The sequence below is a fragment of the Shewanella sp. 1CM18E genome (genome assembly GCF_023161665.1).
GTDB lineage: Bacteria > Pseudomonadota > Gammaproteobacteria > Enterobacterales > Shewanellaceae > Shewanella.
The window spans coordinates 96487-120086 of record NZ_JALNTW010000003.1 but is presented as its reverse complement, the minus strand read 5'-3'; the positions used below and the strand labels follow the sequence as shown (position 1 = coordinate 120086).

20 protein-coding genes are annotated in these 23600 nt (G+C 42.7%); 12 read left to right on the top strand and 8 right to left on the bottom strand.

Going from position 1 to position 23600, the window contains the following annotated elements; genetic code table 11:
- Positions 1–12 precede the first annotated feature (12 nt).
- From MSG37_RS06100 to MSG37_RS06075, 6 genes are all read left to right on the top strand, one after another.
- Positions 13–1323 (top strand): transglycosylase SLT domain-containing protein, encoded by a 1311-nt coding sequence (locus tag MSG37_RS06100; RefSeq protein WP_248469694.1) that lies wholly within the window; start codon positions 13–15, stop codon positions 1321–1323.
- A gap of 14 nt (positions 1324–1337) precedes the next feature.
- The gene (locus MSG37_RS06095; RefSeq protein ID WP_248469693.1) at positions 1338–1913 is read left to right on the top strand and encodes a hypothetical protein; all 576 of its coding nucleotides are present in this window, start codon (positions 1338–1340) and stop codon (positions 1911–1913) included.
- A gap of 285 nt (positions 1914–2198) precedes the next feature.
- Complete coding sequence (locus MSG37_RS06090) at positions 2199–2540, top strand: DUF2541 family protein (RefSeq protein ID WP_246616111.1); 342 nt, start codon at positions 2199–2201, stop codon at positions 2538–2540.
- Positions 2541–2730: 190 nt separating this feature from the next.
- Positions 2731–3273: a hypothetical protein gene (locus MSG37_RS06085; RefSeq protein WP_248469692.1), complete on the top strand. Its 543-nt coding sequence runs from the start codon at positions 2731–2733 to the stop codon at positions 3271–3273.
- A gap of 392 nt (positions 3274–3665) precedes the next feature.
- Positions 3666–5891, top strand: a complete 2226-nt coding sequence (locus MSG37_RS06080) for a TonB-dependent receptor (RefSeq protein ID WP_248469691.1) — start codon at positions 3666–3668, stop codon at positions 5889–5891.
- A 61-nt stretch (positions 5892–5952) separates the two neighbouring features.
- On the top strand, positions 5953–6624 hold the full coding sequence (locus MSG37_RS06075) for a Fe2+-dependent dioxygenase (RefSeq protein ID WP_248469690.1): 672 nt from the start codon (positions 5953–5955) through the stop codon (positions 6622–6624).
- A 27-nt stretch (positions 6625–6651) separates the two neighbouring features.
- Here the strand turns inward: MSG37_RS06075 and MSG37_RS06070 are convergent, their stop codons facing one another.
- Positions 6652–7173: a hypothetical protein gene (locus MSG37_RS06070; protein ID WP_248469689.1), complete on the bottom strand. Its 522-nt coding sequence runs from the start codon at positions 7171–7173 to the stop codon at positions 6652–6654.
- 171 nt (positions 7174–7344) lie between these two features.
- Here MSG37_RS06070 and MSG37_RS06065 point away from each other — a divergent pair, with 171 nt between their 5' ends.
- Positions 7345–7632, top strand: coding sequence for a DUF6482 family protein (locus MSG37_RS06065; RefSeq protein ID WP_248469688.1), 288 nt, complete (start codon positions 7345–7347; stop codon positions 7630–7632).
- A gap of 25 nt (positions 7633–7657) precedes the next feature.
- Here the strand turns inward: MSG37_RS06065 and MSG37_RS06060 are convergent, their stop codons facing one another.
- Positions 7658–8443 (bottom strand): helix-turn-helix transcriptional regulator, encoded by a 786-nt coding sequence (locus tag MSG37_RS06060; RefSeq protein WP_248469687.1) that lies wholly within the window; start codon positions 8441–8443, stop codon positions 7658–7660.
- A gap of 103 nt (positions 8444–8546) precedes the next feature.
- Between MSG37_RS06060 and MSG37_RS06055 the strand changes: the two genes are divergently transcribed.
- The gene (locus tag MSG37_RS06055) at positions 8547–9797 is read left to right on the top strand and encodes an MFS transporter (protein ID WP_248469686.1); all 1251 of its coding nucleotides are present in this window, start codon (positions 8547–8549) and stop codon (positions 9795–9797) included.
- A 57-nt stretch (positions 9798–9854) separates the two neighbouring features.
- Here the strand turns inward: MSG37_RS06055 and MSG37_RS06050 are convergent, their stop codons facing one another.
- Positions 9855–11918, bottom strand: a complete 2064-nt coding sequence (locus MSG37_RS06050; protein ID WP_248469685.1) for a TonB-dependent receptor — start codon at positions 11916–11918, stop codon at positions 9855–9857.
- A gap of 151 nt (positions 11919–12069) precedes the next feature.
- Between MSG37_RS06050 and MSG37_RS06045 the strand changes: the two genes are divergently transcribed.
- Genes MSG37_RS06045 through MSG37_RS06035 form a run of 3 tightly spaced genes read left to right on the top strand, consistent with a single transcriptional unit; the run spans position 12070 to position 14236 of the window.
- A complete protein-coding gene (locus MSG37_RS06045) occupies positions 12070–12336 on the top strand; it encodes a hypothetical protein (protein WP_248469684.1) in 267 nt (88 codons plus the stop codon).
- Positions 12336–12632, top strand: coding sequence for a hypothetical protein (locus MSG37_RS06040; protein WP_248469683.1), 297 nt, complete (start codon positions 12336–12338; stop codon positions 12630–12632). The genes MSG37_RS06045 and MSG37_RS06040 overlap by 1 nt, the downstream gene beginning before the upstream one ends.
- Complete coding sequence (locus MSG37_RS06035; RefSeq protein WP_248469682.1) at positions 12629–14236, top strand: PepSY-associated TM helix domain-containing protein; 1608 nt, start codon at positions 12629–12631, stop codon at positions 14234–14236. Before MSG37_RS06040 ends, MSG37_RS06035 begins: the two co-directional genes overlap by 4 nt.
- Positions 14237–14258: 22 nt before the next feature.
- Here MSG37_RS06035 and MSG37_RS06030 read toward each other — a convergent pair whose 3' ends face one another.
- Both MSG37_RS06030 and MSG37_RS06025 read right to left on the bottom strand, forming a co-directional pair.
- Entirely contained in the window at positions 14259–15326 is a 1068-nt protein-coding gene (locus MSG37_RS06030; protein WP_248469681.1) for a DUF2955 domain-containing protein, read from the bottom strand.
- A 46-nt stretch (positions 15327–15372) separates the two neighbouring features.
- The gene (locus MSG37_RS06025; protein WP_248469680.1) at positions 15373–16440 is read right to left on the bottom strand and encodes an HlyD family secretion protein; all 1068 of its coding nucleotides are present in this window, start codon (positions 16438–16440) and stop codon (positions 15373–15375) included.
- A gap of 100 nt (positions 16441–16540) precedes the next feature.
- Here MSG37_RS06025 and MSG37_RS06020 point away from each other — a divergent pair, with 100 nt between their 5' ends.
- Positions 16541–17416 carry a LysR family transcriptional regulator gene (locus MSG37_RS06020; protein ID WP_248469679.1) on the top strand — a complete coding sequence of 292 codons (876 nt, stop codon included), beginning with the start codon at positions 16541–16543 and terminating at the stop codon, positions 17414–17416.
- 157 nt (positions 17417–17573) lie between these two features.
- Here the strand turns inward: MSG37_RS06020 and MSG37_RS06015 are convergent, their stop codons facing one another.
- The 3 genes from MSG37_RS06015 to MSG37_RS06005 all read right to left on the bottom strand — a co-directional run bounded on the left by MSG37_RS06015 (position 17574) and on the right by MSG37_RS06005 (position 23381).
- Positions 17574–20411, bottom strand: coding sequence for a TonB-dependent receptor (locus MSG37_RS06015; RefSeq protein ID WP_248469678.1), 2838 nt, complete (start codon positions 20409–20411; stop codon positions 17574–17576).
- Positions 20412–20704: 293 nt separating this feature from the next.
- Complete coding sequence (locus tag MSG37_RS06010; protein WP_248469677.1) at positions 20705–22087, bottom strand: Na+/H+ antiporter NhaC family protein; 1383 nt, start codon at positions 22085–22087, stop codon at positions 20705–20707.
- A 364-nt stretch (positions 22088–22451) separates the two neighbouring features.
- On the bottom strand, positions 22452–23381 hold the full coding sequence (locus MSG37_RS06005; RefSeq protein WP_248469676.1) for a hypothetical protein: 930 nt from the start codon (positions 23379–23381) through the stop codon (positions 22452–22454).
- Positions 23382–23600 lie beyond the last annotated feature (219 nt).

Sequence of the window (23600 nt, the reverse complement as noted above, 5' to 3'; positions counted from 1 at the left end):
GAAAACTAAACCTTGATAACACTTCGAAATAGCATTTTATGTATCGCCATTAATCTATGTTGCGTTGGTAATGTTGCTGCCAATGACCCTTTTGCAGAACTGGATCATGAAGTCAGTCAACTGAGCGTCGATGATTCGAATGAGTTTAATCAGTGGTATGCAGCACATATTAATGAATTTACCCAGTGGCAAATCGCTTATTTAGAGGATTGGGATAAGCAACAGCAAGATTCAATTGCACGTTGGGGGGATGCAAAAACAAGCTCACAAGACTTGATTGTAGTAGTCGATAATAAAAGCTATTCTCGCACCGTAATCGATTTAAAAAACAACCAGATAACTATAGATATCAAACCTAATGAGTCTACTGTAAATAAACAGCAGCAACTTGATAGCATCAATAATGTTATTGCCTCAAACCAAGAGTTGCTAACCAGCATTGGCTTGACAACGCCCATTACCGCCAAGCCTGATACAACAAAAGTCATTGATGTAAAGCTGGATAGTGACGTTATCAATCACGTACAAAATACGATAAAAGCGCAAACAGAGCGCCAAATGAGTCAGTTAGATATTTATACCGAACAAAGCGAAGTGTTAACCGATGAAGCCATAAAAGAGCAGGTTCTCATTGAGCAAAAGCGCGTAATGAAAGCCCATGAGCTCGAAAGAGTCGCGAAGCTCGAAGATAACTTTAAAAAGAATCAACAAACCTTAGCGCGCGCCCCTATAAAACTCGTGCAGTATCGGGTTGATATTCCAACTTCGGCAATATCTGAACGGGCTAAAAACTACATGCCCTATATTTACGTTGAAAGTGTCAAACAAAACCTACCTGCGCCATTGATCCTGGCCATTATGCATACGGAGTCTCATTTTAATCCAAAAGCTAAATCTCACGTTCCCGCTTTTGGCTTGATGCAGATTGTGCCCAATACTGCGGGTCACGATGTCAATAAACTCTACCGCGGCAAAGATAAACCAATGAGTGCAAATGAGCTTTACAACCCTCAAGTCAACATAGAAACAGGTACAGCCTACTTAAAGATCCTCAAAAGCAGATACTTAAAAGGGATTAAAGATCCCCAAAGTGCGACGTATGCAGTCATCGCAGCATATAACACCGGGTCAGGCAATATTGCCAAAGCATTTGGACTCAAGAGTGTAAATATGACGGTTAAAAAAATTAACACTATGAGTTCGCAGCAAGTTTACCAGCACTTAATGACAAACTTACCTTACAAAGAAACGCGTAATTATCTTGAAAAAGTTAATAGCAAGCTAAAGACATACAGCGAAAAAAATAAGAGCTCAACAATCTAACAAAAGGTTACACGATGAATAAGACGATTTTATCAGCAGCATTAATGACATTATTAGTGACTGGTTGCGCAAGCCAAGACGCTAACGTTGAACAAGCACAATTAAACACAACAAACAATATTCCTGCATGGGTGATGAACCCTGCATCGGCAAATGGTTTTTCAGCATCTAATTGCGTCAAAAGTTCTGGAAATTTTGCCATTGACCGTAACCATGCAATATCACTTTCACGTACAACTTTAGCGCAAAATATGGAGTTAAAAGCCAGCGTGTTAGAGAAAACATTCCAAAAGTTAGATGACTCTGCGGGCTTAGTAACAGCAGGATCTTCATTTGAGCAAATAGCCAAACAAGTAACCAGTGTTTCTCTACAAAAGAGTCAGGTAGAACAAGTCGCCGTAATAAAGATTAATAATATTGATCAAGTTTGCGCCTTAGTTACTGTTCCTAAAACCGTCACATCGGCGTTATTTAATGAGTCTGTTGGTCAAAATTCCAATATTGACCCCACTGACAAAGCAACACTCTATAAAGAGTTTATCAGTCAAAAAACAACTAAAGAATTAGAAAGTCAGCTCAAGACCCTTTAAACGATCAAACCTGTATTTTTAACATCATGGCTAACTCGTAAACATATCCGTTGCTCATCAACTTAACATGCTGCAGGTTAGCCAAACCTCAAAGATTTCAGCCTAACATTCAAACAATAAGACTCTTCAACCAGTATCCCATTAATATTTGCTAGCAAGATCAAAATTCACTCAAGATAAGCTAGCGCCAAAGCAAACAAAGCACTAATTTAGCCGCCCTTTAAAACTACTTACCAATATATGAATATGAAAACCTTTATCGCTGGCCTTATGATGGCTTTAAGTATGCTAACTATCAGCAATACAGCTATGGCTGATGAGCAAATTACTTTAGGTCGCACTATCTTATTAGGCAGCGGCGATCACGGCGCAAAAATCCCATTACTTATTTGCCGTAAAACAGATGCTATCCGCGTAAAAGCCGAGCGTGATCTAAATTTAGAAAAAATCAAAGTGACCTTCAACAATGGTCAAACTAAGACAATTCATTTCTACCGTGACCTAAAGAAAAACAAATACACCGACTGGCGTAAATTCGCTTACCCACGCTGCGTTAAAAAGCTTGAAGTATTTGGCAACTCCGATGGTTCAAAAGCTGGCGTAAAAGTACTAGGTCGTAAGAAGTAATTCTTAATAATTACCTGTAAAAACAGATCGTAAAAGTAGACTTTACTACTATTGACGGTCTGTTAGTCAGTTGTTACTTTGGCCGGCAAACTTAAGTGGCTGTAGTTTTTTAAGAGCAATTATCTGTAGTTTGCTTTTGATATTTGCAGCGACTTAAAAGGATTAAAGTCTTGACTTAATGGATTAAACTATGAAAAAGATTGTTCTTTATGCCCTAGCACTTAGCCTTTGCGCCTGTAAAAGTACTGACATTAGAAATATCACTAGCTCAGTTGCTGATATTGCTAGTATAGGTGCATCAACCACGTCTTCTTCTAGCGATGGTTCATTCAGTACTAACTCGTCTACTCCAGAGTACAGCCATAACCAACAGCAATACTCAACCGCATCTGAAAATATCTATATTACAAATTCTGATAGAACAAAACGAAATTACGGTGTAATCCGCTCGATTGAGTCAGAAAAAAACCCTAAAGGCATGACCATGGTGCGCTTTCTTTCATACCAACAAGACAGTGGCGCCCCCATGAAAAGCAGCAGCTATTTGTATGCGATTGATAGCAATGGCTGGACATCACAAAAATCTGTTTCAGCTCATTATGCTAGAACAATAATGATTAATAGTGGTCAATATTATCTGAAAGCAAGATCCACCCAAGGTGACTTCTATACCACTGGCACATTGACCTTGCTACCTGGTGTGACTAACGTCGTTACCATCGACCTTCAGTAGATAAAAGCGGTAAAGCTAACTCTTATTAGCTTATTGCATCAGCGATTAGCTAAACAAAAAACCTCCAAATGGAGGTTTTTTTGTATCTGCAATCATCATCCACACCTTTCCCTGCACTTTATTTGTATGTAAGTCCAGCAGCTTTACCGAGCTTAATTCTACAAAGTCATGTATTAGCTACCGCGACTAATCCCAAAAACAAAATCAAACATCGCACAGATTGAGATTTATAAACAAAGTTATTAAATACAGATAATTAGCTATATAACCCACATACAATGTAAACAATGTGTAAAGCAAGGTTATTTAATTGACGTAGTTGTTGCTAATAATTATCATTCGCACCCAAACAAAAGGTTAACAAATATTTCATAATTAAAGAGTTTAAAACCATGCCCCTACCCAAAGCCAACAAACAACATTTGCTGCATAGTGCGCTAGTTTCTTCAATGCTGATCTCCGCCCCCGCTTTCGCCGCTGAGCAAGTATCTACTAGCGAAAAAGCTGCAGCTAATGACAATATCGAACGGATTAAGGTTCATGGTCAGCGTGCCAATAAAATGAATCGCCAAGATCAAACCGTCACCAAGATGGATGTTGATATAAAAGATGTTGGTCGTTCGGTGACTATTCTCGATGCTAAAGATCTTGAGCTACGCGCTATTGAAGATGTTAAACAGGCATTCAATTATGTCGCGGGTTTTAGGGGTAATGGCCCTGCAGATCGTAGCTATAATGCTCGCGGTGTGAGCACTAAAATCGATACGGTTATGGTCGATGGTATGCGCTCTTTACAAGGTGGTGAAGGCGGTACAGGTTCGCGCTTACCAACCACATTTAATGCCGAAAGTGTTACTTTCTTGCGCGGTCCAGAAGCCTTACTGTACGGCGCTGGCGTGGGTGGCGGTATCATCAATATCATTACCAAAAAGCCGCAAGAATTTAATGAAACCACTATTGGCGTTAGAAACAAAAGCTATTTATCTGACGACACGGGTTATTTTGAACGTAACGACACCAGCTTTAATTTAGATACCACAGGTTCAATTGCCGACAATAGCGATTACTTGTATCGCTTACTCGCTAAATACACCCCATCGGGCGATCACTTCCAAGAGCGTCGAGAACAAACAGAGACCTTAGCGGATCTCGCCTTTACTTGGGTTGCCAGCGAAAATACTCGCATTACACCGCGATTTGAATATGCCGATCGCCAACTAACCGGTGGCAGTGGCTACGCTGACGGTGTGTTTACCAGTAACTACTTTAGCGGTGATCTAAGTGAGTATGGTGAGCCAATGAACCGCGGCCAATACTATGGTAGTGAAAAAGATAACGGTGACAACAACTCACAGAGCTTTAGCCTCAAAGTCGACCATGCCTTTAATTCTGAATGGGCACTAGCGGGGCAATATCGTTATAACAAAACTAAGTCTAACGCGCTTGATCTGTATATTTCTGATAGTTCAGGCCTAGACAATGAAATTGGTGATGAGTTTATCGACCGTAAGTGGGTTTATAGTGCAGGTAACGATAGCTATCACTTGTTTGATATCAGCCTACAGGGTCGCTCACAGTTATTCGGTATGGAGCACCACGTGCTGCTTGGTTACAACTACCGTGATATGAAAGTTAACTTTGCGCGTAATTTCCAAAAGAATGATGATGCTTTAGGTAAAAATATCATTTCAGTTGCTAACCCTGAAAACCAGTTAGTTGGTGAAATTCCAGCAAGTCTATTTGAGGTAAACGCCAGAGATAAAAATCAAACTGATACCAATATCTACTTTAAAGATCGCATAAAACTTACCAGCAGTACCACCTTTGTCGCAGGTCTTGGCTATATCGCTCAAGAACAAACTGAGCAGCGTAGTGGCGAAACCTATAACAAGAAATATGACGATATGATCTGGGATCTTGGTGTTGTCCAAGCCATCACTAAAGATATCAACCTATTCGCCACAATGAGCCGAGCGTACGAACCCGTTAGCGCTCGGTACATCAGCCAGTATGGTATTGATGGCACAGAGTATTTACCGGTTGAAGGCTTTAACTATGAAGTGGGTGCCAAAGCAGATTTACTTAACGGTGACTTTACCGCTGCGCTAACCTTGTTCAGTCTAGAAAGAGAGAATAGTACCGAGTTCGTTAGAGTTGACGACCAGTGGCAACTACTGCAAAACACAGGTAAAAGCTTTGAATCACAAGGTGTCGAAATTGATTCAACTTACTTCCTTAACGACCATTACGACGTCACCTTAAGTTACGCTTACACTGACGCGCACAATACCATTGGTGAATTTAAAGACGTACAAGTTAACAATACCCCCAAGCATGCTGCAGCACTGTGGAACAACTTTAACGTAAACGACATGCTGTCGTTTAGCTTAGGTATTCGTTACGAGTCAGACAAAACTGATGGTAACGAACGTGAGTTCAATTTACCGAGTTATGTTGAGTTTGATGTCGGCGCTTACTACACCCTAGACAACTGGCGCTTTGCTATGGTGCTTAACAATGCACTGGACAAAAACCGAGTTGAAGCAGGTGCAAACTGGGTTACCGTGCAGCCTAATACTCCGCGCGCATTAAACCTTAGCGTTAATTACACCTTCTAGCAGTAATTGAGTCCTCACGATCACAAGCCCATCATTTGATGGGCTTTATTGGGTAAAACTTATGATCCAAATAATTAATAATGTATTGAGTGCAGAACAAATCAGCCGCTTGAAACAGACTATCGCTCAAGGCGAGTTTTATTGCGGTAAACAGACCGCTGGCTGGCATGCCCAGGGAGTAAAACACAATCTGCAATGGCAAGCAGCAGCCGAAGTGAACGAACAATTGCAGCTGAATTTATTGCAGCAACTCACCCAACACCCACAATTTAGTGCACTAACCTATGCCAAAAAAATGATGCCATTTATTGTCAGCCAATCAGCTGATAATGGTGGCTATGGCAATCATATTGATGATGCCTTAATGCACGGTGAGCAGATGGTAAGAACCGATATCTCTTGCACTATTTTTCTCAGTGAACCTGAAGATTATGAAGGCGGTGAGCTAGTGATGAGTCTTGGGGGAGTAGAGTTGCCGTACAAGCTCAATGCTGGCGATGCGATAATTTATCCCAGCACCACATTACATAGAGTAAACCCAGTATCACAGGGTCAACGCCTTGTTGCCCTAACTTGGATTGAAAGCTTTGTTTCAGGCTGTGAGCAAAGAGAGATGTTGTATGATCTCGATTGCGCCAGAAAAGCCATTATGCAGCAGCATGGAAAAAATCAAGAATTCGATTTAATCACTAAAACCCATGCAAATCTTTTACGCCGCTGGTCAACAACATAAATAGGTCTGCATGGTGGTTGCAAACGCTTACTTTGTCTGACACTCGCTTAATAGCTGCTGGAAATGCGCGCCTAAATCTTGGCTAGCAAACTCTTCGCTAGCCGTGGCCATTTTTTGCAAGTGTTCAAGGCCTTTTTCAATGCCTTGATCGGCAATAATCTGCTTGGCGTACGCAGCAGCATCTGCGCCTTTTTGCATTAAGCTCGACATATTCTCTAAGCTAAAATCTTGCTCCATTAGCCCTTCAAGCTCACTCATTAGCTCAGCAACCTTTGCCGACTCAACTAAAGCGCCTTCAACGTTTACTAGCTCACCTAGTGGATCCATCTCAAGCTTACCCGCCACACAAGCTGCAACGCTGCCAGCATCTGCACCTTTAGCAACGGCTGCAATGCCTTGGCTACGGATCTGTTCAATAACCTGCTGCAGCTGCTCATCTTTTGCTAACCAAGCTTGCTCTAATTGCTGCTTTTCATCGCCACCAAAATAACCACAACCACTTAAGCCAACCGCTAACGCTACCGGAACCATAACCGTCTTAAACTGCATTTATATTCTCCAACAAATCAATGGCTAACCTGCCATGGTGCTGAGTATACCTAGTTCTTCAAAAACTGACTTTTAAACTTTATTAATCTTCACTAGAGAAAACAAACTGCTGAATTTTTGAACCATTTGATAACCAGAGGCGTAATGCACCAAAACGACAAGGAGCAAAGTATGAATAGTCCTCAGGTTACGCAATCTTTAGCATCTTTAAATACCCAACCTAAAATCATTGGTGTAGCAGATGCCACTCACTATTTAGTAGGCAGTGTGGATGGCAATAACAACTTTATCGAACTTAATGAAGAGGCGAGTATTCAGTGTGTATCGTCACTCGCTCAAGCTAAGCAGTTACTAAGAAGTCATCAGTATCAAACCGCAGAGCTTGAGTATCAAACTGCCTACGATGAAATGTGCGGTCTGCCTCACTGCGGCAGCTATAAAGAAACCATTAAGCTGTAAAAGCTGAACACTCATTGGGCTAAAGTTATGGCTCTTTAAGCTTCATATATTGTTTTGGTGATTTACCTAATGTTTTCTTAAAAAACGTAATGAAAGCGCTTACAGACTCATAACCTAGCTCATCGGCAATACGCTGTACTGAATCGCCGGTGGAAAGTTTTTGCAAGGCAAGGACGATATGCAGCTGTCCTCGCCAGCGCCCAAATGTCAGGCCAATTTCATTCTTAACCAATCGAGATAGTGTCCGCTCACTCATGGCAAACTCACTTGCCCATTGCCCTACAGTCCGCCTATCTTCCGGCGCTGATAATAAGCGGTTCGCAATCGCTTTTAATCTAGGTTCTGCTGGCAGCGGAAAATCGAAATGCTCAGTTGGCATAGAGCGTAATTGTTCAATCAACACATCGACCAACTTATCGGTCGCACTGTTTTTGGGGTAGTTTTGCTCAACTTCAGTTAAATGAGCAATCAGTTCTCTTAGCAGTGGTGTCACCGATAATGTGCAACTCGATGCGGGCATTCCCTCAATCGCAGGATCAACAAACAGCATGCACACATTGGCATTTTTAGACACTTGATTACTGTGGGGGACTTGGCTTGGGATCCAAACGGCACAATTAGGCGGTACTATCCAGATTGCATCTGCAATTTTACACTTTACATAGCCATTAAGGGCAAGCACCAACTGACACTTATGATGCTGATGCACCGGCGTCTCAGCATACTCTTGTTCAGCAATAAAGCGAGTGGCAACCACAGCTTGCGGATAATCATCGGAGTCAAAATTGATGGATGATAGGGTATCTAGCATGAGAACTTGACCGTTTTTAGCAATATGGAGTCACTATAGCTCAATACAGTAAGCAGTTAGAAGCGTAAGCTAGCGCACTTTATTATTGAACAAGGTGCCTATTATGTCGTTATCGCATCCTTCTCGTTTTGCCAGCAGCGCTTTTTTAGTGCTGGGCGTACTATTGATTGCTATCAGTTTGCGCAGCCCTATTACCGGCGTTGGTCCGCTACTTGATGCCATTAGAGCTGAACTACACCTCTCGGCAACCCAAGCCGGCATGTTAACCACTTTACCGCTATTAGCTTTCGCTTTTTTCTCTCCCGTCGCCTCGAAAATCGGCGCGAAACGCGGTTTAGAGCAAGCACTGATGCTATCACTGTTATTTATCATTAGTGGCCTGATCGTGCGCTCAACTGGCAGCTCAACAGGCCTATTTACTGGCACTGTCATTATTGGTGCCGGCATTGCCATTGCTAATGTTTTGCTACCGAGCTTGATTAAGCGAGACTTTCCTACTCGTATCGCCACCATGACCTCGATTTACGTATTAATGATGGGGGCTGGTTCAGCTATGAGCGCCGGACTCGCTATCCCGCTGGCAGAGCTAGCAAACCAAATATCCATCAGTTTTATACCTAATTGGGCATTTTCTTTAGCGAGTTTATTGATATTTCCTGTTATCGCCATTTTGGTATGGTTACCCCAAATGCGTAACCACACCGCCCCCACTAAAGATACTCAACAGTTAGATAGTCATAGCTACCTTTGGCGCGAGCCAAGTGCATGGCACGTCACGCTATTTTTGGCATTAAACTCTTTCTTGATGTACATCTTTATTAGCTGGCTTCCCACCATATTGGTTGATAGCGGTTTTAACCATCATCAAGCTGGCACTATTCACGGTGTATTACAGCTGTTTACTGCCGTTCCCGCTTTAGTGCTTATTCCGTTTATGGGTAAACTCAAAGATAAACGCCTATTAAGTTTGGGGCTTACTTTAATGGCCTTTATTGCAATTATAGGCTTAATCATAATGCCGAAAATGGCGCTGTTGTGGGCGGTGTTATTTGGCTTTGGTGCCGGTGGTGGCTTTATTGTCGCGCTAACCCTAATCAGTTTGCGCACCTCTAACGCGCAACAAGCTGCAGCTTTATCGGGCATGGCACAATTTTCAGGCTACCTTGTTGCAGCGACGGGTCCCATGCTGATTGGTGAGTTACATGAGCAAACTGCCAGTTGGCAATTACCTTTAATAATTTGCGCAGTATGCAGTTTATTTTGGGGCGGTTTTGCCTGGCTAGCAGCAAAAGATGAAGTGATCTCATCAAGTAGAAAACCACTACCTTTAACAGCATCTGAAAGTATCTCGTAAATTTTTCATCAATAAAAAAGGAAGCCTAGGCTTCCTTTTCTTCGTATAAATTAGCGATTAAAAGCTATACATCACTGACACACCGATATTACGAGGGTCAACGACAGCGGCATAACCGTGATCATAACCACGCCCCGGCGGCTCGTTTACTGTCAGTGCTTTTTCATCAAACAGGTTGTTTACAAAGGCACTTATACGCCATTGCTCCGTTTGGTAATCAATATTTAAGCGACTTACGATGTAATCACCTGCAACTCGCTCAGGTGTATTGGCAATATCCGCAAAATACTCATCAACATAATTGCCTGATACACCAAAGGTGATTTCATCATTAAACCAGTATTTTAGTCCTAAGTTAGCGGTAAAATTAGGCGCTGAGTTTAGCTCGTTACCAATAATGTCACCGTAACTTGGATCGGCTTGTTTGATCTCAGACTCTAACCAACCCGCTCCAGACACCAGTTGCCAGTCACTGCCCAACATGGCAATAAATTCTAGCTCCAAACCATAGGTGACAGCTTTATCGATGTTAGTGATCCGGCGTAAGCTGTTTGAAGCTTGGTAACCGTCATAGTCGTTATAGAATAAATTAGCATTTAAGCTAACGTTACTATTATCAAAACTACTACGTGAACTGAGCTCATAAGTATCAACCGACTCTTCATCGTAATAGTAGTAATCACCACCACCCGGCGTCAGCGCTAGTGCACCACCGCCGGCGTTATAGCCTTGACGACCACTTAGGGCTAACGTTGTGCTGTCACTCAAACCGTATTGCAGCACAAGCTTAGGTAAAGCAACGGTTTTGGCTTTATCTAAAATTTCATCAACGGCGCTGCCACGAAACTGCATGGCAAAGTTACGAGTTTGCTCGTCGCGCATTACACGACCACCCGCGGTTAACCACCACTTATCGGCCAATGCATAGGTCAGCTCACCATAAACCGATGATGAAGTGCTGCTGTCGTCACCACCATAACTAAAGCCGCCAACACTGCTAAAATCTTGTTCTCGCTTGTAATAAGCAAGGCCAACAAAACCATTGAAATCTCTATCGTTTAGACCAAAGCTGTACTTTCCATCAACCGTGTAGCTTTTATCATTCATTGCCACGGTAGCTTCATCTGTGGCAATGGGCTCGTAAGAGTCAAAGCCCCAATCGTAATCCATATACGCGACCAGCAGATCTAATGCTTGGCCCTCGCTAAGCTGGTAATCAAAGTTGACTGAATGAGTACTTGATTTGGTTTTAATATAACGTTGAAAAATTGGCTCATAGGCCCAAGGGTCGTCACCTTTAAAGTAGTTACGCCCTGAGTCGCCACGTTCATCGTTATAAGCAAAACTGTATTGAATGCTTAAGTCTTCAAGCCCTGCAGGTTGCCACAACAGCTTACCGCGCCAGCGATTGGTATCTAATTCATTTTGGTCGAAGGTTTTTGGGTTGGTTGAGTAAACTTCACCTTTATTGTAAGTGTTACCCGTTACATTTTGGCCAGTGATACGAAATGCTAATTGGTCTTCTAGAATCGGGCCCGACAACATCACCGCGCTATCTACAAAGCTATCTTGATCGCGATAACCTATACGCGCCGCCCCTTGCCAGTCAAAGGTCGGATCGGCGGTTTTAATAAATACCGTACCACCAATGCTATTGCGACCATTAATGGTTGATTGCGGGCCGCGAAATACTTCAATTTGCTCAATATCCCAAAGACCAGTATCACCAGTAAGGTCAGCAACAAAAGGTTCTGCTACGCCATCAACTAAGGTCGAAACACGCGCTTTAGCACCACCAGTAAAAGAGTTAAAACCTGTCGCGCTACCATTACCGGTTACACCACGAACATCAGGAACCGCCCCAGTGGTGACCACTATGTTCGGCACTTCTGACAATGCAGCTGAAACAGACTGATATTGGCCACTGTCTAGGGTCTCTTTATCAATAACCGCAACAGATGAAGTGGTATCTTTTAGGCTACGCTCAACCTTTTCACCGTATACAGTAATCACCTCAATCCCTGCATCAGGCACCATATTGTCAGCATAAGCTGGCGTAAAAATAGGACTACATAAGATAGCAGTGACAACAAGATTTCTTCTAAACACCCTTAATTCCATGGGTTACCTCTAGTTACAAGTAGTTAAAGTCAGTATCAATTTGTTGCGGCAGTAATTTACAGTAAATGATAATGACTCGCAATTGCGAACAGTTCACATTTACATTACCATTTACACAAATCTGAAATATTGATCACAAGAGAGGAAACAAATGGAAGGGTTTCAACTAGCCGCAATCATTCTGACGGCGATTGGTAGTGGGCTGATTTATGCCACTAGCAAACATCAGCGCTTGCTACGAAAACCTCAACCCAAGGTGCTAGCTTGGTTAGGCGCTTGCCTGCTGTTATTTGCACTATTAAGTTGGTGGCAACTACTTACCCCCACAGCCGCAATCTTTACTTGGCTATTTACAGCCATGACCTTGTTAATCGCTCTGCCGCTTTCCACCTTATTTGATAGCCGAGAAGAGTGCTAATGCCAAGTGTTCAGCAACACAAAATTCAGCCTCATTGGTGGCGCAAGAGCTTTATAGCCCTCTTTTTAGGCTTAAGTTTTGCTTATGGAAGCGTTGCCCTGTTTGCATGGTTCGGCCCAGATGGTATCGATGCACCGGTCAAGGTGCAGTTCAATATGTGGATGATTAGCTTGATCTGGTTGCCAATTTTGGCTGGCGTATTTCTATTTCGCAGTGCTAAAACCGCTTTTATAACCTTATTAGGTGCGAATGCACTGGTTTATTCAATTTTTGCTTTTTTGTGGTGGTTACAATGAAAATTCGCTCAGATGTATTGCGAACTTATCAATCGATTCATACTTGGACAGGGATCACCACAGGACTGCTATTATTCATCGCCTTTTTCGCCGGTGCACTCACCATGTTCAAGCCGCAAATTGAACAATGGGCAACCCCACCGCACACTCAGCTAAGCCCAATCGCACTGCAAGATTACGATCAATTAATTAGCAAAGCCGTTAATCAATACGACAAGGCCGCCGATGGCTTTAAGGTCAATTTTACTGCAGATTTATCGCCACTCACATGGTTTGAGAAAGGCGGCGGACGCGGTTTTAGACTCGATGATAGTTTACGCCATGCAACATTAGATGATGACGGCAATATTACGACTCAACTAAGTACTACCAATGAGTTAGGCGAGCTTATCGATCAGCTACATCGCACCGCGGCGATCCCCGGCAAGCTTGGTCATGAAGACATTGGCGTGTTGATTTTAGGCCTAGCGGCGCTGCTTTACTTTATTGCTTTAGTATCTGGGGTCATTGTATTACTGCCAACCTTAGTCAAAAGCTTATTTGCATTACGCCAACATAAAGGTGCCAACCGCTTTTGGTTAGATAGTCACAACCTCGTTGGTGTGGTTAGCTTGCCGTTTCACCTCATCATAGCCTGGACTGTAGTCGTGTTTGCTTTTCACGACCCTTTTTATGGTGGGCTGCAGCAAGTTTATGGTGAGCAAGCTATGTTTGAGCCAAGAGCAAAGTCAGATATTGAGTATTCCGTCACTCAGTTACCTTCAATTAATGAGCATATCGAATGGGTTAATCAGCTAGCAAGTGATTACCAAATCAAGAGCATGGAATACGATAAGTTATCTAGCACCACGCCCTCGCTTGCAGTGGAAGTGGTTGCCAATGACCGAGTGATGCGCGGTGGCTATAGCGATTACATTTATCTAAATCCCTATACCTATAAAATTGAATTTAGCACTGTTCATCAAGCAAAAGACGGTCCATATGGCGATATCGTTAATAGCTTTTTTGCACTGCACTTTGGTAATTATGGCGGCGGATTCACCCGTTGGATTTACTTTAGCCTTGGTCTATTAGGGGCATTTTTATTTTACAGTGGCAATCTACTTTGGCTTGAAAAGCGACGTCAAAAACAACCGCAGCAAAAACGCTCGGTGCGCTTTATGTCGTCACTCACCATTGGTATTTGTTTAGGCTCTATGCTTGGGGTGAGTAGCGCAATGCTTGCGACAAAGTGGCTGTATTTGTTCAACGAGCAGATTAACCAGCACTATTTAAGCTGTTATTACCTGGTTTTCTTTGCCGCGCTTATCTATAGCTTTGCACGAGGGGCTGCCGTTGCAGCAATTCACCTACTCAAACTGCTGGCACTGAGCTGCCTGTTAATCCCAATAAGCTCGCTATTAACCCTATGGGTGCCGGGATTAACATCTTGGGCGCCAGCTGACTTTAGTGGCGGATTAATTGAGCTAATGGCTTTACTGTTTGCTGGGATCTTTTACCTCGCAGCAATCAAAACCCAGCGCCGCACTGCACTGGGCGAGCCCAATAGTATTTGGGCTGTCGAACCTAAAACAAGCAGCAAGCTAGTGGTTAATGAGGTCTGATTTATCACAAGGTATTAGCCGCTTATCCTGTTACCGAACAAGCGGCTAATGACTTAAACCTGATCACCCGTACTAAAAAGTGGTGCACCAGCCATATCAATAGTGAAGTCACCACCACAGCCACAACAATAGAGCTAAAGCGATAACAGATAGAGAAAAAGGCATCTTGTTGCTCAGGCACAAAACTGCTGGTTAACGGCACAGTGAGTGCAGACATTGCCGAAAAGCCAATTCCCGCTTTTATGCCACCTATCGCCAGCCAACGACAAAAAATCGCCGCAGCAATAGCAAAGCCCAACAAAAACAAAATCATATTGTTCGCTAGGCTATATAAAGTCAGCTGTAATATCATCCCAGCTAAACAGCCTAAAAAAGTGCCTAGGATTCTAATTTTGGCCACCGCCATAGAGCCGATAAACGTCATTGGCGCTAACACTATCAATATTGACGCTTGCGCTGATAGCGAGTCATTTAGATCAGCTACCTGAAACAAAATAAATGCCGCCATGGCAACTATCCAACCAAGCGCTGCTTGCCTGACCATGCCTAAATGATCTTTACGTTGATTGTCATTATGGGTTTTCGCTTGATTTTGGTTTGCTAAATGCGACAAAGGCTCAGTGTTGCAAGGCTCTGGAAACAGGTAAAATGCCATTGCAACAACGGGCCCAGTTAACAACGCTGAAGCCACCAGCCCCATCACAAAGTCTTCTAAATCAAAGCCCTGATAACTGCCATAGTTGAGCAGGATTGAGCCCATAAGTAACCCTACATAACCAAACAGATAGCTGCTTTTATGGGTCATAGCGATACACTTACACAGCAGCATAATTGCTACCACTAACGTCATTAACAAGGGGTACGGCTGAAAGAAACCTATAATGAAGGTCACTTGGATACAAACCCAAATAACAGCAATCACTAACTGCGCTATTAAGCCGCTATTCCACCTATCAATTTGAGTTAACACAAACATAGGCAGCAATGCGACAAACATGCCATTTGACCAGCCAAACACTAAAGTGACAGCGAGCCCAAGCACAGTACCAAACCAGATCCGTTGAGTCTTTAATAAGGTTTCTTGCTGCACAACAATCTCCTTCTTCAGCTAAAAATCATTAGATTAAGCAATGGATTTAATAGATATAGTGCAGCAGGCTAACAAGGTGAATTTGGGCTTTTGCAAGTAAGCCCCATAGCCAGTTCTCACTTGGGTATAGCACCACAGTCGCGCGCGAGCCGACAAATAGTGGCTTAGGTAACGCATGCTCGCTAGCAAGGTTAATTCTGACTCGCTGAGCATCTCTGACCCAACGATTATTGACCTCTACCTGAGTCAACTGCCCATTTGGGCTTTGCTGCGCCGCCGCTACGCCAAAGTCTCGACTTTGCACATTAAAAGCAAATACCTCCCCGGGAAAAGCATCAAATGCCACTAATCCTTTTGACTGTTTATTGATCTTAGCCACCGCCTTTTCTCGAAAGTCAGCCGCAACCCACAACGAATCGGTAGGAATGAAAGTCAGTAGAGGCATGTTAGCGTTGGCAGTGCTGCCGACTTCCAGCTGCAGGTTAGTCACCACCCCATCACTTGGCGCAAACACTTGTGTATGAGCAAGATCTAGCTTGGCCTGCTTGAGTGCATTTTGCGCCGCACGAACGCCGTTACTCTGTCCCGGCGCACGACCAAGCTGCACCTTAAGTGCCAGTAATTCTTGCTTAGCCGCATCGAGGCTTGAACGTGAGGCATTATTATTGGCTAAGGCGTTATCTAACATAGAAACAGAGACCAGCTGCTGCTTAGCTAGCTGACTAATACGTAAGTACTCGCTATTGGCATTATCAAACGCCGCTTTGCTGGTTGCCACATTGGCTTTTGCTGCAGCGACTTTTGCGTACATGGCCTGCTCTTGCTCAAAAGCTTGTTCCAGTGTGAGCTGTGCTTTCTCGACAGCTAGCTGGTATTTTTGCTTATCGATGCTAAAGAGCTTATCGCCTTTACTGACCTGTTGATTATTCTCAACCTGCACGGCAACAACCGTACCAGTAACCTCAGAAGCCAATTGAATCACATAGCCCTGCACCCTGCTTTCAGTGGTTAGCGGCGCATAACGATCTGCAATTACGATATAGCCGACCAAAATAACAAAAAGAATAATGAGGCTTTGCATCCAACGACGAAAAGCATGTTCTGCGGTTTGCATGAATCAATCCAAGGTCAATCTGAGGGCTGCGTAGTATAGATATTACTAATTAGATTAAATAGAATGATAAATAGGCCGCTTACAACCTACAGGTAGGACAATGAATATTAGTATGGATGACTTACAGCTATTTGTACTGACTGTGCAGCATGGCGGGATCAGCGCAGCGGCTAAACAGCAATCCTTACAACGTTCAAAAGTCAGCAGACGCTTACAAGAGCTAGAAAAGTCGCTAGGTTGCCAACTACTAATTCGCACCACTCGTAAGATAGAGCTCACTGAAAATGGCCGTTTACTGTATCAGCAAATCAATCAACCTTTAACGGGTGTCGCCCAAGCAGCCAAGTTACTCAGTAATCAACAAAAGTCGGTACAAGGCGTGTTAAGAGTGGCGGTACCTGCCGCACTTATTACTTCAAATATGTTCGCTCTCTTATTAGAAAAGTACCTTGAGCAATTTGCAGACGTACAGCTAGAAGTACTGCATTGCCAAGAGAGCATTGATCTTAAGAGACAAAATATCGATATTCAGATCTTACCCGATGGGGTAAAAGTGCAGAACGAGGACTATGTGCAGCAAACACTGCTGCGTTTTCCCAGCAGTTTAGTTGCCTCACAGCAATACCTGCAAAGTCATCCAAGTATCACAGAGCTTAGCGAGCTTACTCATCACCCACTCATGGTTAGCCGTTATAACCAGGCATCTCTACCCGACAACTTAACACTTAGGTTATGCTCCGATGATCTACGTTTAATTCAGCATATGGCGAGTACAGGCAAAGGTGTAGCCTTACTACCGACCATCTTAGTCAAAGATGCGCTGCAATCAGGCGAGCTTGAAGCAATACTGATTAACGAAAAACTCCCAGAGATAAAGCTGACACTCATCTACCCTTCTAAGCAATTTTTGCCAGAAAAGAGCCGCGCATTAATTAAGTTGCTTAGAGAGACTTTCAGCGAGAATAATATTGGCTAAATCGAATGAAGCAATTTTTATATTGATTGGCTTATATCAAACAATCCTTAAACCTTAAACCTTAAACAACTATTTATAGACGAAAAAAACCAGTAGCGATTGCTACTGGTTTTTATGATACGACTAATTTTTACTAGCGAATTATCGCTAACTCAAATTAAAGTCTGTAGTTTGCACCTAAGAAGAATGCACGACCTGTTGTATCGTAGTAACCGTCACCATCATATACATATGGGTTACGTGGCGGCTCTAGGTCAAATGCGTTCTTGATACCAAAGCGTAATGTAAAGTCATCAGTGAAGTCATATGAGCCAGTGAAGTCCCAAACAGTGTGCGATGGAATATCGTTGTAATTGTTGTTCTCAGGCTTCCACTCATTATCAGCGACAGCTGAATGGCGGTAGTTAGCACGCGCTTCTAGGTTTAGCGAGTCATATTGCCAACCTAAGCTAAACATTGCTTTCCAACGTGGATCTTCATATTGACCAACTTCAACTTGTAAATCACTTTCAAACCCAGTTGGGTTGAACTCCCACTGCTCTAGGTAAGTCGCAATCAAATGAACGCGGAAATCACCAAAGCTATCAGTAGGAATGTTGTACTGACTCTCAATATCTAAACCTTTAACATCAAATGATGCAGAGTTTACAGGGCTTTGAACGAAGTCAACGATGTCACCTGAAGTTGCATCACGGGTAAATAGGTCACAGTAAATATTGTCTAGTGACTCTGAGTCATAACAATACTTAACAGCTGTACCAACAGTGATGTAGTTAATTGCATCTGAAATTTCAAATGCCCAGTAATCGACTGTAAGCGAGAAACCATCTAGGTAGCTAGGAGTGTAGACCGCACCAATGGTGTAATCGTTTGAGGTTTCAGCTTTAAGATCTGGGTTACCCGCGTTGTACCCAGGGTGGTTACTTAGATACCAAGAATCACTTGGGTTCCAACCTTCAGGTAAACCTGCTGCTTGACAGTTTTTCTTACGATTGTCATCAGGACCTAGTTCAACGTTAATTTTGTCACATACATCGGTAAAGCTAGCAAAAGTTTGACCTTTAGGGCTAAATAGCTCGCCGATATTAGGTGCACGTACTGATTTTGATTTAGTCGCACGTACACGTAGATCTTCAATTGGTGCCCAGTTCAAACCAACTTTCCAAGCATCGTCTTGACCAGCAGTGCTGTAATCCATCCAGCGATACGCAAGATCAAGACCTAAGTCGTGTGCTAGGAACATGTCAGATAGTAGAGGGATGCTAAATTCAGCGGCAAATTCAGTTACATCATACTCACCGCGCATTGGGTTAGCTGTGTTACCAAAAATAGTGCCATCAATTAGCTCTTGATCTGGGTTTGTTTCAGACTCTTCTTTACGGTAATCAGCACTGAATGCAGCACTTACATAACCTGCAGGTAAGTCAAATAGTGCACCGCTAACGACTAAGCCAGCACTTGTTTGTGTCGTCTTAGCTGTCTGGCCAGCACTAGTGCTCACCCAGTTAATCGCTTCTTGACTCGCTTGGTTTTCACCAAGTAAGTTTAATGGTACACAACCTGCTGCACGAGCGTCAGCATCACGACATACAATGTTTCCAGCATCATCGAAGATTGCATCTTTAGCTTGATCATAACGATCTGCCCAAATCTCACCTTTCCAAAGACTAGTCTCTTCTAACTGACCGCGTTGAGCGTGGAAAGAGTAATCCCAGTCATCATTGATAACACCTTCAATACCAACAAGGAAACGCATGGTTTCACGATCTTGGTTATAAGTACGGTTACCAAACTCTCTATCAATACGATAAAGGTTTAACGCGCCCATTCCGGTGTCAGCCATTAATTGCTTCGTTTCCTCTGGAAGGAAAGCATTATCGGCCATGATTGGATTGTAAGTATGGAATACTGGCGTGCTTTCACCATTTGACTGGTAGTCTACATAAGTAATTTCAGTGAAAATCTTGTGATCATCATTCAATTCATAATCAGTATTTAAGGTGAAAACCATACGCTCAAGTGGCGTACGAATGAAACCATAATCTACAGGGTCATAGCCTTCACAGCTTGGGCCACAGTAATTACCATTGTTGCCTGGACCTTCGATTAGACCTTCACCATAATCAAACTCTCTCATGGCACCATCTGAGCCGAAGGTATATTGTTTACCGTCCCCGCCAAAGAATGTACCTGCTTCATTAATCCAAGATAGCGGCTTGCGGCCTTCATAAGGAATACGTGTCGGTGCACCTTCCGAAGTATCTGGATTGTAGATACTGCTTACAGGATTATCTAAAAAGTCTCTATCTGTTGGGCGAAGCTCTTTTTGCTCTGCATAAGTAAAGTTAAATACTGTTGATAACTTATCGTCTAAGAAGTTGCCACCAGCAGTTATAGAGAACTGGCTTTCTTCACCACCGCTTTGCTCTGGTTGAGTGTAAGATGCGTCAAGTTCAACACCTTGCACATCTGTGCGGGTAATAATGTTAATTACACCAGCGATTGCATCAGAGCCGTAAACAGCAGATGCACCACCAGTAATCACTTCCATACGAGCAACCATAGCGGTTGGAATCGTATTCAAATCGACCGCAGAGTCACCATTTGAACCGGCAACAAAGCGACGACCATTTACCAGTACTAGGGTACGATCAGAACCTAAACCACGTAAGTCAGTTTTGTTCAAACCACTTGCAAAAATCGTATTATTTGATGTTTCTGGTGAAATACCAACAGTTGACGATGGAAGCTTGTTAAGAATATCAGCTACGTTAGTGATACCCATATCCATCATTTGCGCGCCTGTAATTACTGTTACAGGTGTAGGTGATAGCTCACCAATACGCTTAATTTTAGAACCTGTTACTTCGATTCTTTCAAAGCCTTCGTTTTCTTGCTCTTCGGCGTAAGCCCCTGCACTTGTCATTAATGCTGCACTCGTCGTTGCTAACAAAGCAACTCTGACAGCTTTAGATAAACTGCTAATTGACGTCATATTGAACATTCCCTTTGTTGATTTAGAACTCAATTTCTTTAGATTGAGTTTCTTTATTTGATCAAGTCCCACCTGATCTTGACAACAAAATTACAACTTTGTCACAACAAGGTCAACGATAAGTATTTTTTTTGTAACAAAGGAAACGTCAAAAGTGTAAAGCAAGGCATACTAATAAAAAATTTATAAAAATTAAGCTATTGCTAATTTTATCTACACAAATAATAAAAAGAACAAAAAAAACCACTCGATTATTGAGTGGTTTTTTTCATGAACACTTTTAGCTAAAAGCATTATGCCATTAGTAAGAAGCCGACAAATGTCAAACCTGCTGCAATCAGTGCGTAAGGCAACTGAGTGACCGCATGGCTAACTAAGTTACATCCTGAGCCTTGAGCGGCCAGTACCGTAGAGTCGGAGTAGAAACACGCCTGACTACCAAATGATGATGCTGACAATAACGCGCCAATCACCAATGGAATATTAGCATCAACAGATTGCGCCAACGGCATAACAATCGGAATTGATACCGCAAAAATACCCCAGCTTGAACCCGTTGCGAATGCCAAAATCGACATGCTTAAGAACACCACAGCAGGTAATAATTGCGGCGTCATAAACGGGCTTAAGCTCTCAATCACGTATTGAGGTAGCATTAATTTGTCGCACACATCTTTAAAGATAAACGCAGCGATAACGGTACCTATAGCAGGCAACATGCTCTTAAAACCGTCAATCATCTGATCCATCATTTCTGATAGTGGCATCAGTTTTTGCAAGCCATAGTAAGGTAATGTAATTGCTAACGTTGCAATCAAACCTTTTAGCACATCAATATCGAAGTACACAGTAAAGCCGACCAACAATAAAATTGGCACGAAAAAGTTATGTAACTTGCCGCCCGTTTCAGCTTGCTTGAACTCATCTTCAATCGCTTTAAGCGCATATTCATCTGAAGTTTGTACTTCATCTAAATCCACTTGTTTAATTGCAGGCTTACCTTCAGCTGCGGCAATTTGCGCTTTCTTCATTGGTCCAAATGCCGGTACTATGCCAAAAATAACCAGCAATACCATAGCAACGGCAAGCCATGCATAAAGCATGTACGGGATCGCTTGCATATAAACAGCAATACCTTGGCCTTGTTCGGCAATACCGTTATCAACTAGCAAGCCGCCAAAGAATACCGCCCATGTCGATAAAGGCACTAATACACACACAGGTGCAGCAGTTGAGTCGACCACATAAGCAAGCATCTCACGAGAAACTTTAAACTTATCGGTTACTCGCTTCATGGTTGAGCCAACGGTTAACGCATTTAGGTAGTCATCAATAAAGATGATTGCGCCCAAGATAAAGGTCATAAATAGTGATGACTTTTGCCCATTGGCAAACTTTAATGCATAGCGACCAAACGCCATTGAGCCACCCGTGCGCACGAGCAGAGCAATCAAAGCACCAAAGCCACCACAAACTAGAATCAACCAACCGATAGTTTCATCAGTCATCACAGATAAAGAGGTATCAGCAAAATTAGTCAGTAAGTTTTCTGGCTGATACATAGCCAAACCTACTAACGCACCGATAATCAAAGAGAGGATTGGGCGGCGCAGCACAATTGCTAACACCAAAACCACCACAGGTGGAATAAGACTTAATGCTGTCGGTTCAGACATGCGTTAACGTCCTTATAAATAAAGTGCCAAAATGGCAATTAATCACCAAACTCACGCAATTATTTGCGAAGTTTAATTGCTGCTCTACCGTTGAGATACCTGCCGATACCTTGAATTTTACGGGCTATTTTTAGCGCCCTAGTAAAAACATCGCGCAGAAAGTAATCCCCATTTGCCCCTGAGTCAATAATAAATATCCCTTAAGGTTGAATTTTTATAAATCCCAAGCAAAAGAAACAGCCAAAACACTGAAAATATTCAAATAAATTTAATTTTATTTGATCAAAAATTATAGGCCATTTTGAGTGAAGTTCATCAAAATCACCGTTCATTTGTGTGGTTATTAATCAACAATGAAATTAACCTATTCATTGTCTTCCACTTTAGAAATAAACATACGATTTAGGTCTTTATTCCACAATTGAATAATCTTGCGGTTTTTAGCTTTATTCCAAAAACACTTACCGAGCAAAATAATGCCTGCGCCTTCAAAGTCACGCCGCTCAGTTAAACCAAAACGCTGCTGTAATTGCGCTTTAATTCCATCAATTGGAATGCCGACCTCTTGGCTATCGGCCGGGTTTAGCCAAAGCCCTTCTTTATCGGTATGAGAAATCGTGCCCCAGTACATCCTAGGTGAACCATTATCGGTTGGAGCTGCGTCGGCAAAATTGACGAATAGGTTTTTAGCGCGCCAACGATACTTTTCATCTGTGTATACCCAAAGATCTGAACTTGCTAGCTCACTGCCGCGCATCAGGCTATGCAAAATTTTCTCAAGCCCTTCTTTAGCAATGCGCTTTTCTGGACTAGCTTGAGTTTGCTCTTCAACCTGCAGCGCCGATGTTGGCTGATGAACCTCTTGTTGCTCAGACTTTAAAGCCTTAGCCTCAACGTGCTTATTTGCAGCGGGCTTATTATCGGTGACCTTAGCAACGGCAGTTTTTTTAGACTTACCCGCTTGAGCACTGGCAATACTTGGCCTGCGGCTAAAATCAATAATCATGGCGTCACTATCAACTAATAGCTGATTGACCTCTACGGCATGCAACTCTTCACGCACTTTTGCGGCAGAAGGCTTAAACTCACGACAGTCGGATTGATGGTAACGCGAACCAAAACAGGCGGCCTTACCATCTTTGGATGCTTTACGATAATAGGCTTTACCCGCACAAACTGGGCACACCAAAACTTGCCGATATTTTTCAATATCCAGCTCATCGAGTTTTTGAAATTTAAAAACTGAATACGTAATAGGGTTCGATTCATCGAACAAGCATATTGCGTCAAGCATGGTAACTCTCTCAATTTCATATTTTTTTAATCATAGAGAAGATTAAAGATAACAACAAGATTAGCTATAGACCTCATCATTTTACGCCCAGGAATTAAAGTAGTAGCTCAGCGGCTACCACTTGATGAACTCACATCTAAAACCATTATTTCGATATTATTCGAAATAATGGTTGACAGTTTTTTAAATCGGACTATTATCTACCCAACTTCGTTATTT

Excerpts from the sequence above, each read along its gene's own strand:
- MSG37_RS06090 (WP_246616111.1), top strand. The coding sequence starts at position 2,199 with ATGCTAACTATCAGCAATACAGCTATGGCTGATGAGCAAATTACTTTA.
- MSG37_RS06075 (WP_248469690.1), top strand. The coding sequence starts at position 5,953 with ATGATCCAAATAATTAATAATGTATTGAGTGCAGAACAAATCAGCCGC.
- MSG37_RS06010 (WP_248469677.1), bottom strand. The coding sequence starts at position 22,087 with ATGTCTGAACCGACAGCATTAAGTCTTATTCCACCTGTGGTGGTTTTG.
- MSG37_RS06045 (WP_248469684.1), top strand. The coding sequence starts at position 12,070 with ATGGAAGGGTTTCAACTAGCCGCAATCATTCTGACGGCGATTGGTAGT.
- MSG37_RS06035 (WP_248469682.1), top strand. The coding sequence starts at position 12,629 with ATGAAAATTCGCTCAGATGTATTGCGAACTTATCAATCGATTCATACT.
- MSG37_RS06055 (WP_248469686.1), top strand. The coding sequence starts at position 8,547 with ATGTCGTTATCGCATCCTTCTCGTTTTGCCAGCAGCGCTTTTTTAGTG.
- MSG37_RS06025 (WP_248469680.1), bottom strand. The coding sequence starts at position 16,440 with ATGCAAACCGCAGAACATGCTTTTCGTCGTTGGATGCAAAGCCTCATT.
- MSG37_RS06005 (WP_248469676.1), bottom strand. The coding sequence starts at position 23,381 with ATGCTTGACGCAATATGCTTGTTCGATGAATCGAACCCTATTACGTAT.
- MSG37_RS06050 (WP_248469685.1), bottom strand. The coding sequence starts at position 11,918 with ATGGAATTAAGGGTGTTTAGAAGAAATCTTGTTGTCACTGCTATCTTA.
- MSG37_RS06060 (WP_248469687.1), bottom strand. The coding sequence starts at position 8,443 with ATGCTAGATACCCTATCATCCATCAATTTTGACTCCGATGATTATCCG.
- MSG37_RS06015 (WP_248469678.1), bottom strand. The coding sequence starts at position 20,411 with ATGACGTCAATTAGCAGTTTATCTAAAGCTGTCAGAGTTGCTTTGTTA.
- MSG37_RS06040 (WP_248469683.1), top strand. The coding sequence starts at position 12,336 with ATGCCAAGTGTTCAGCAACACAAAATTCAGCCTCATTGGTGGCGCAAG.
- MSG37_RS06020 (WP_248469679.1), top strand. The coding sequence starts at position 16,541 with ATGAATATTAGTATGGATGACTTACAGCTATTTGTACTGACTGTGCAG.
- MSG37_RS06095 (WP_248469693.1), top strand. The coding sequence starts at position 1,338 with ATGAATAAGACGATTTTATCAGCAGCATTAATGACATTATTAGTGACT.
- MSG37_RS06080 (WP_248469691.1), top strand. The coding sequence starts at position 3,666 with ATGCCCCTACCCAAAGCCAACAAACAACATTTGCTGCATAGTGCGCTA.
- MSG37_RS06070 (WP_248469689.1), bottom strand. The coding sequence starts at position 7,173 with ATGCAGTTTAAGACGGTTATGGTTCCGGTAGCGTTAGCGGTTGGCTTA.
- MSG37_RS06085 (WP_248469692.1), top strand. The coding sequence starts at position 2,731 with ATGAAAAAGATTGTTCTTTATGCCCTAGCACTTAGCCTTTGCGCCTGT.
- MSG37_RS06065 (WP_248469688.1), top strand. The coding sequence starts at position 7,345 with ATGAATAGTCCTCAGGTTACGCAATCTTTAGCATCTTTAAATACCCAA.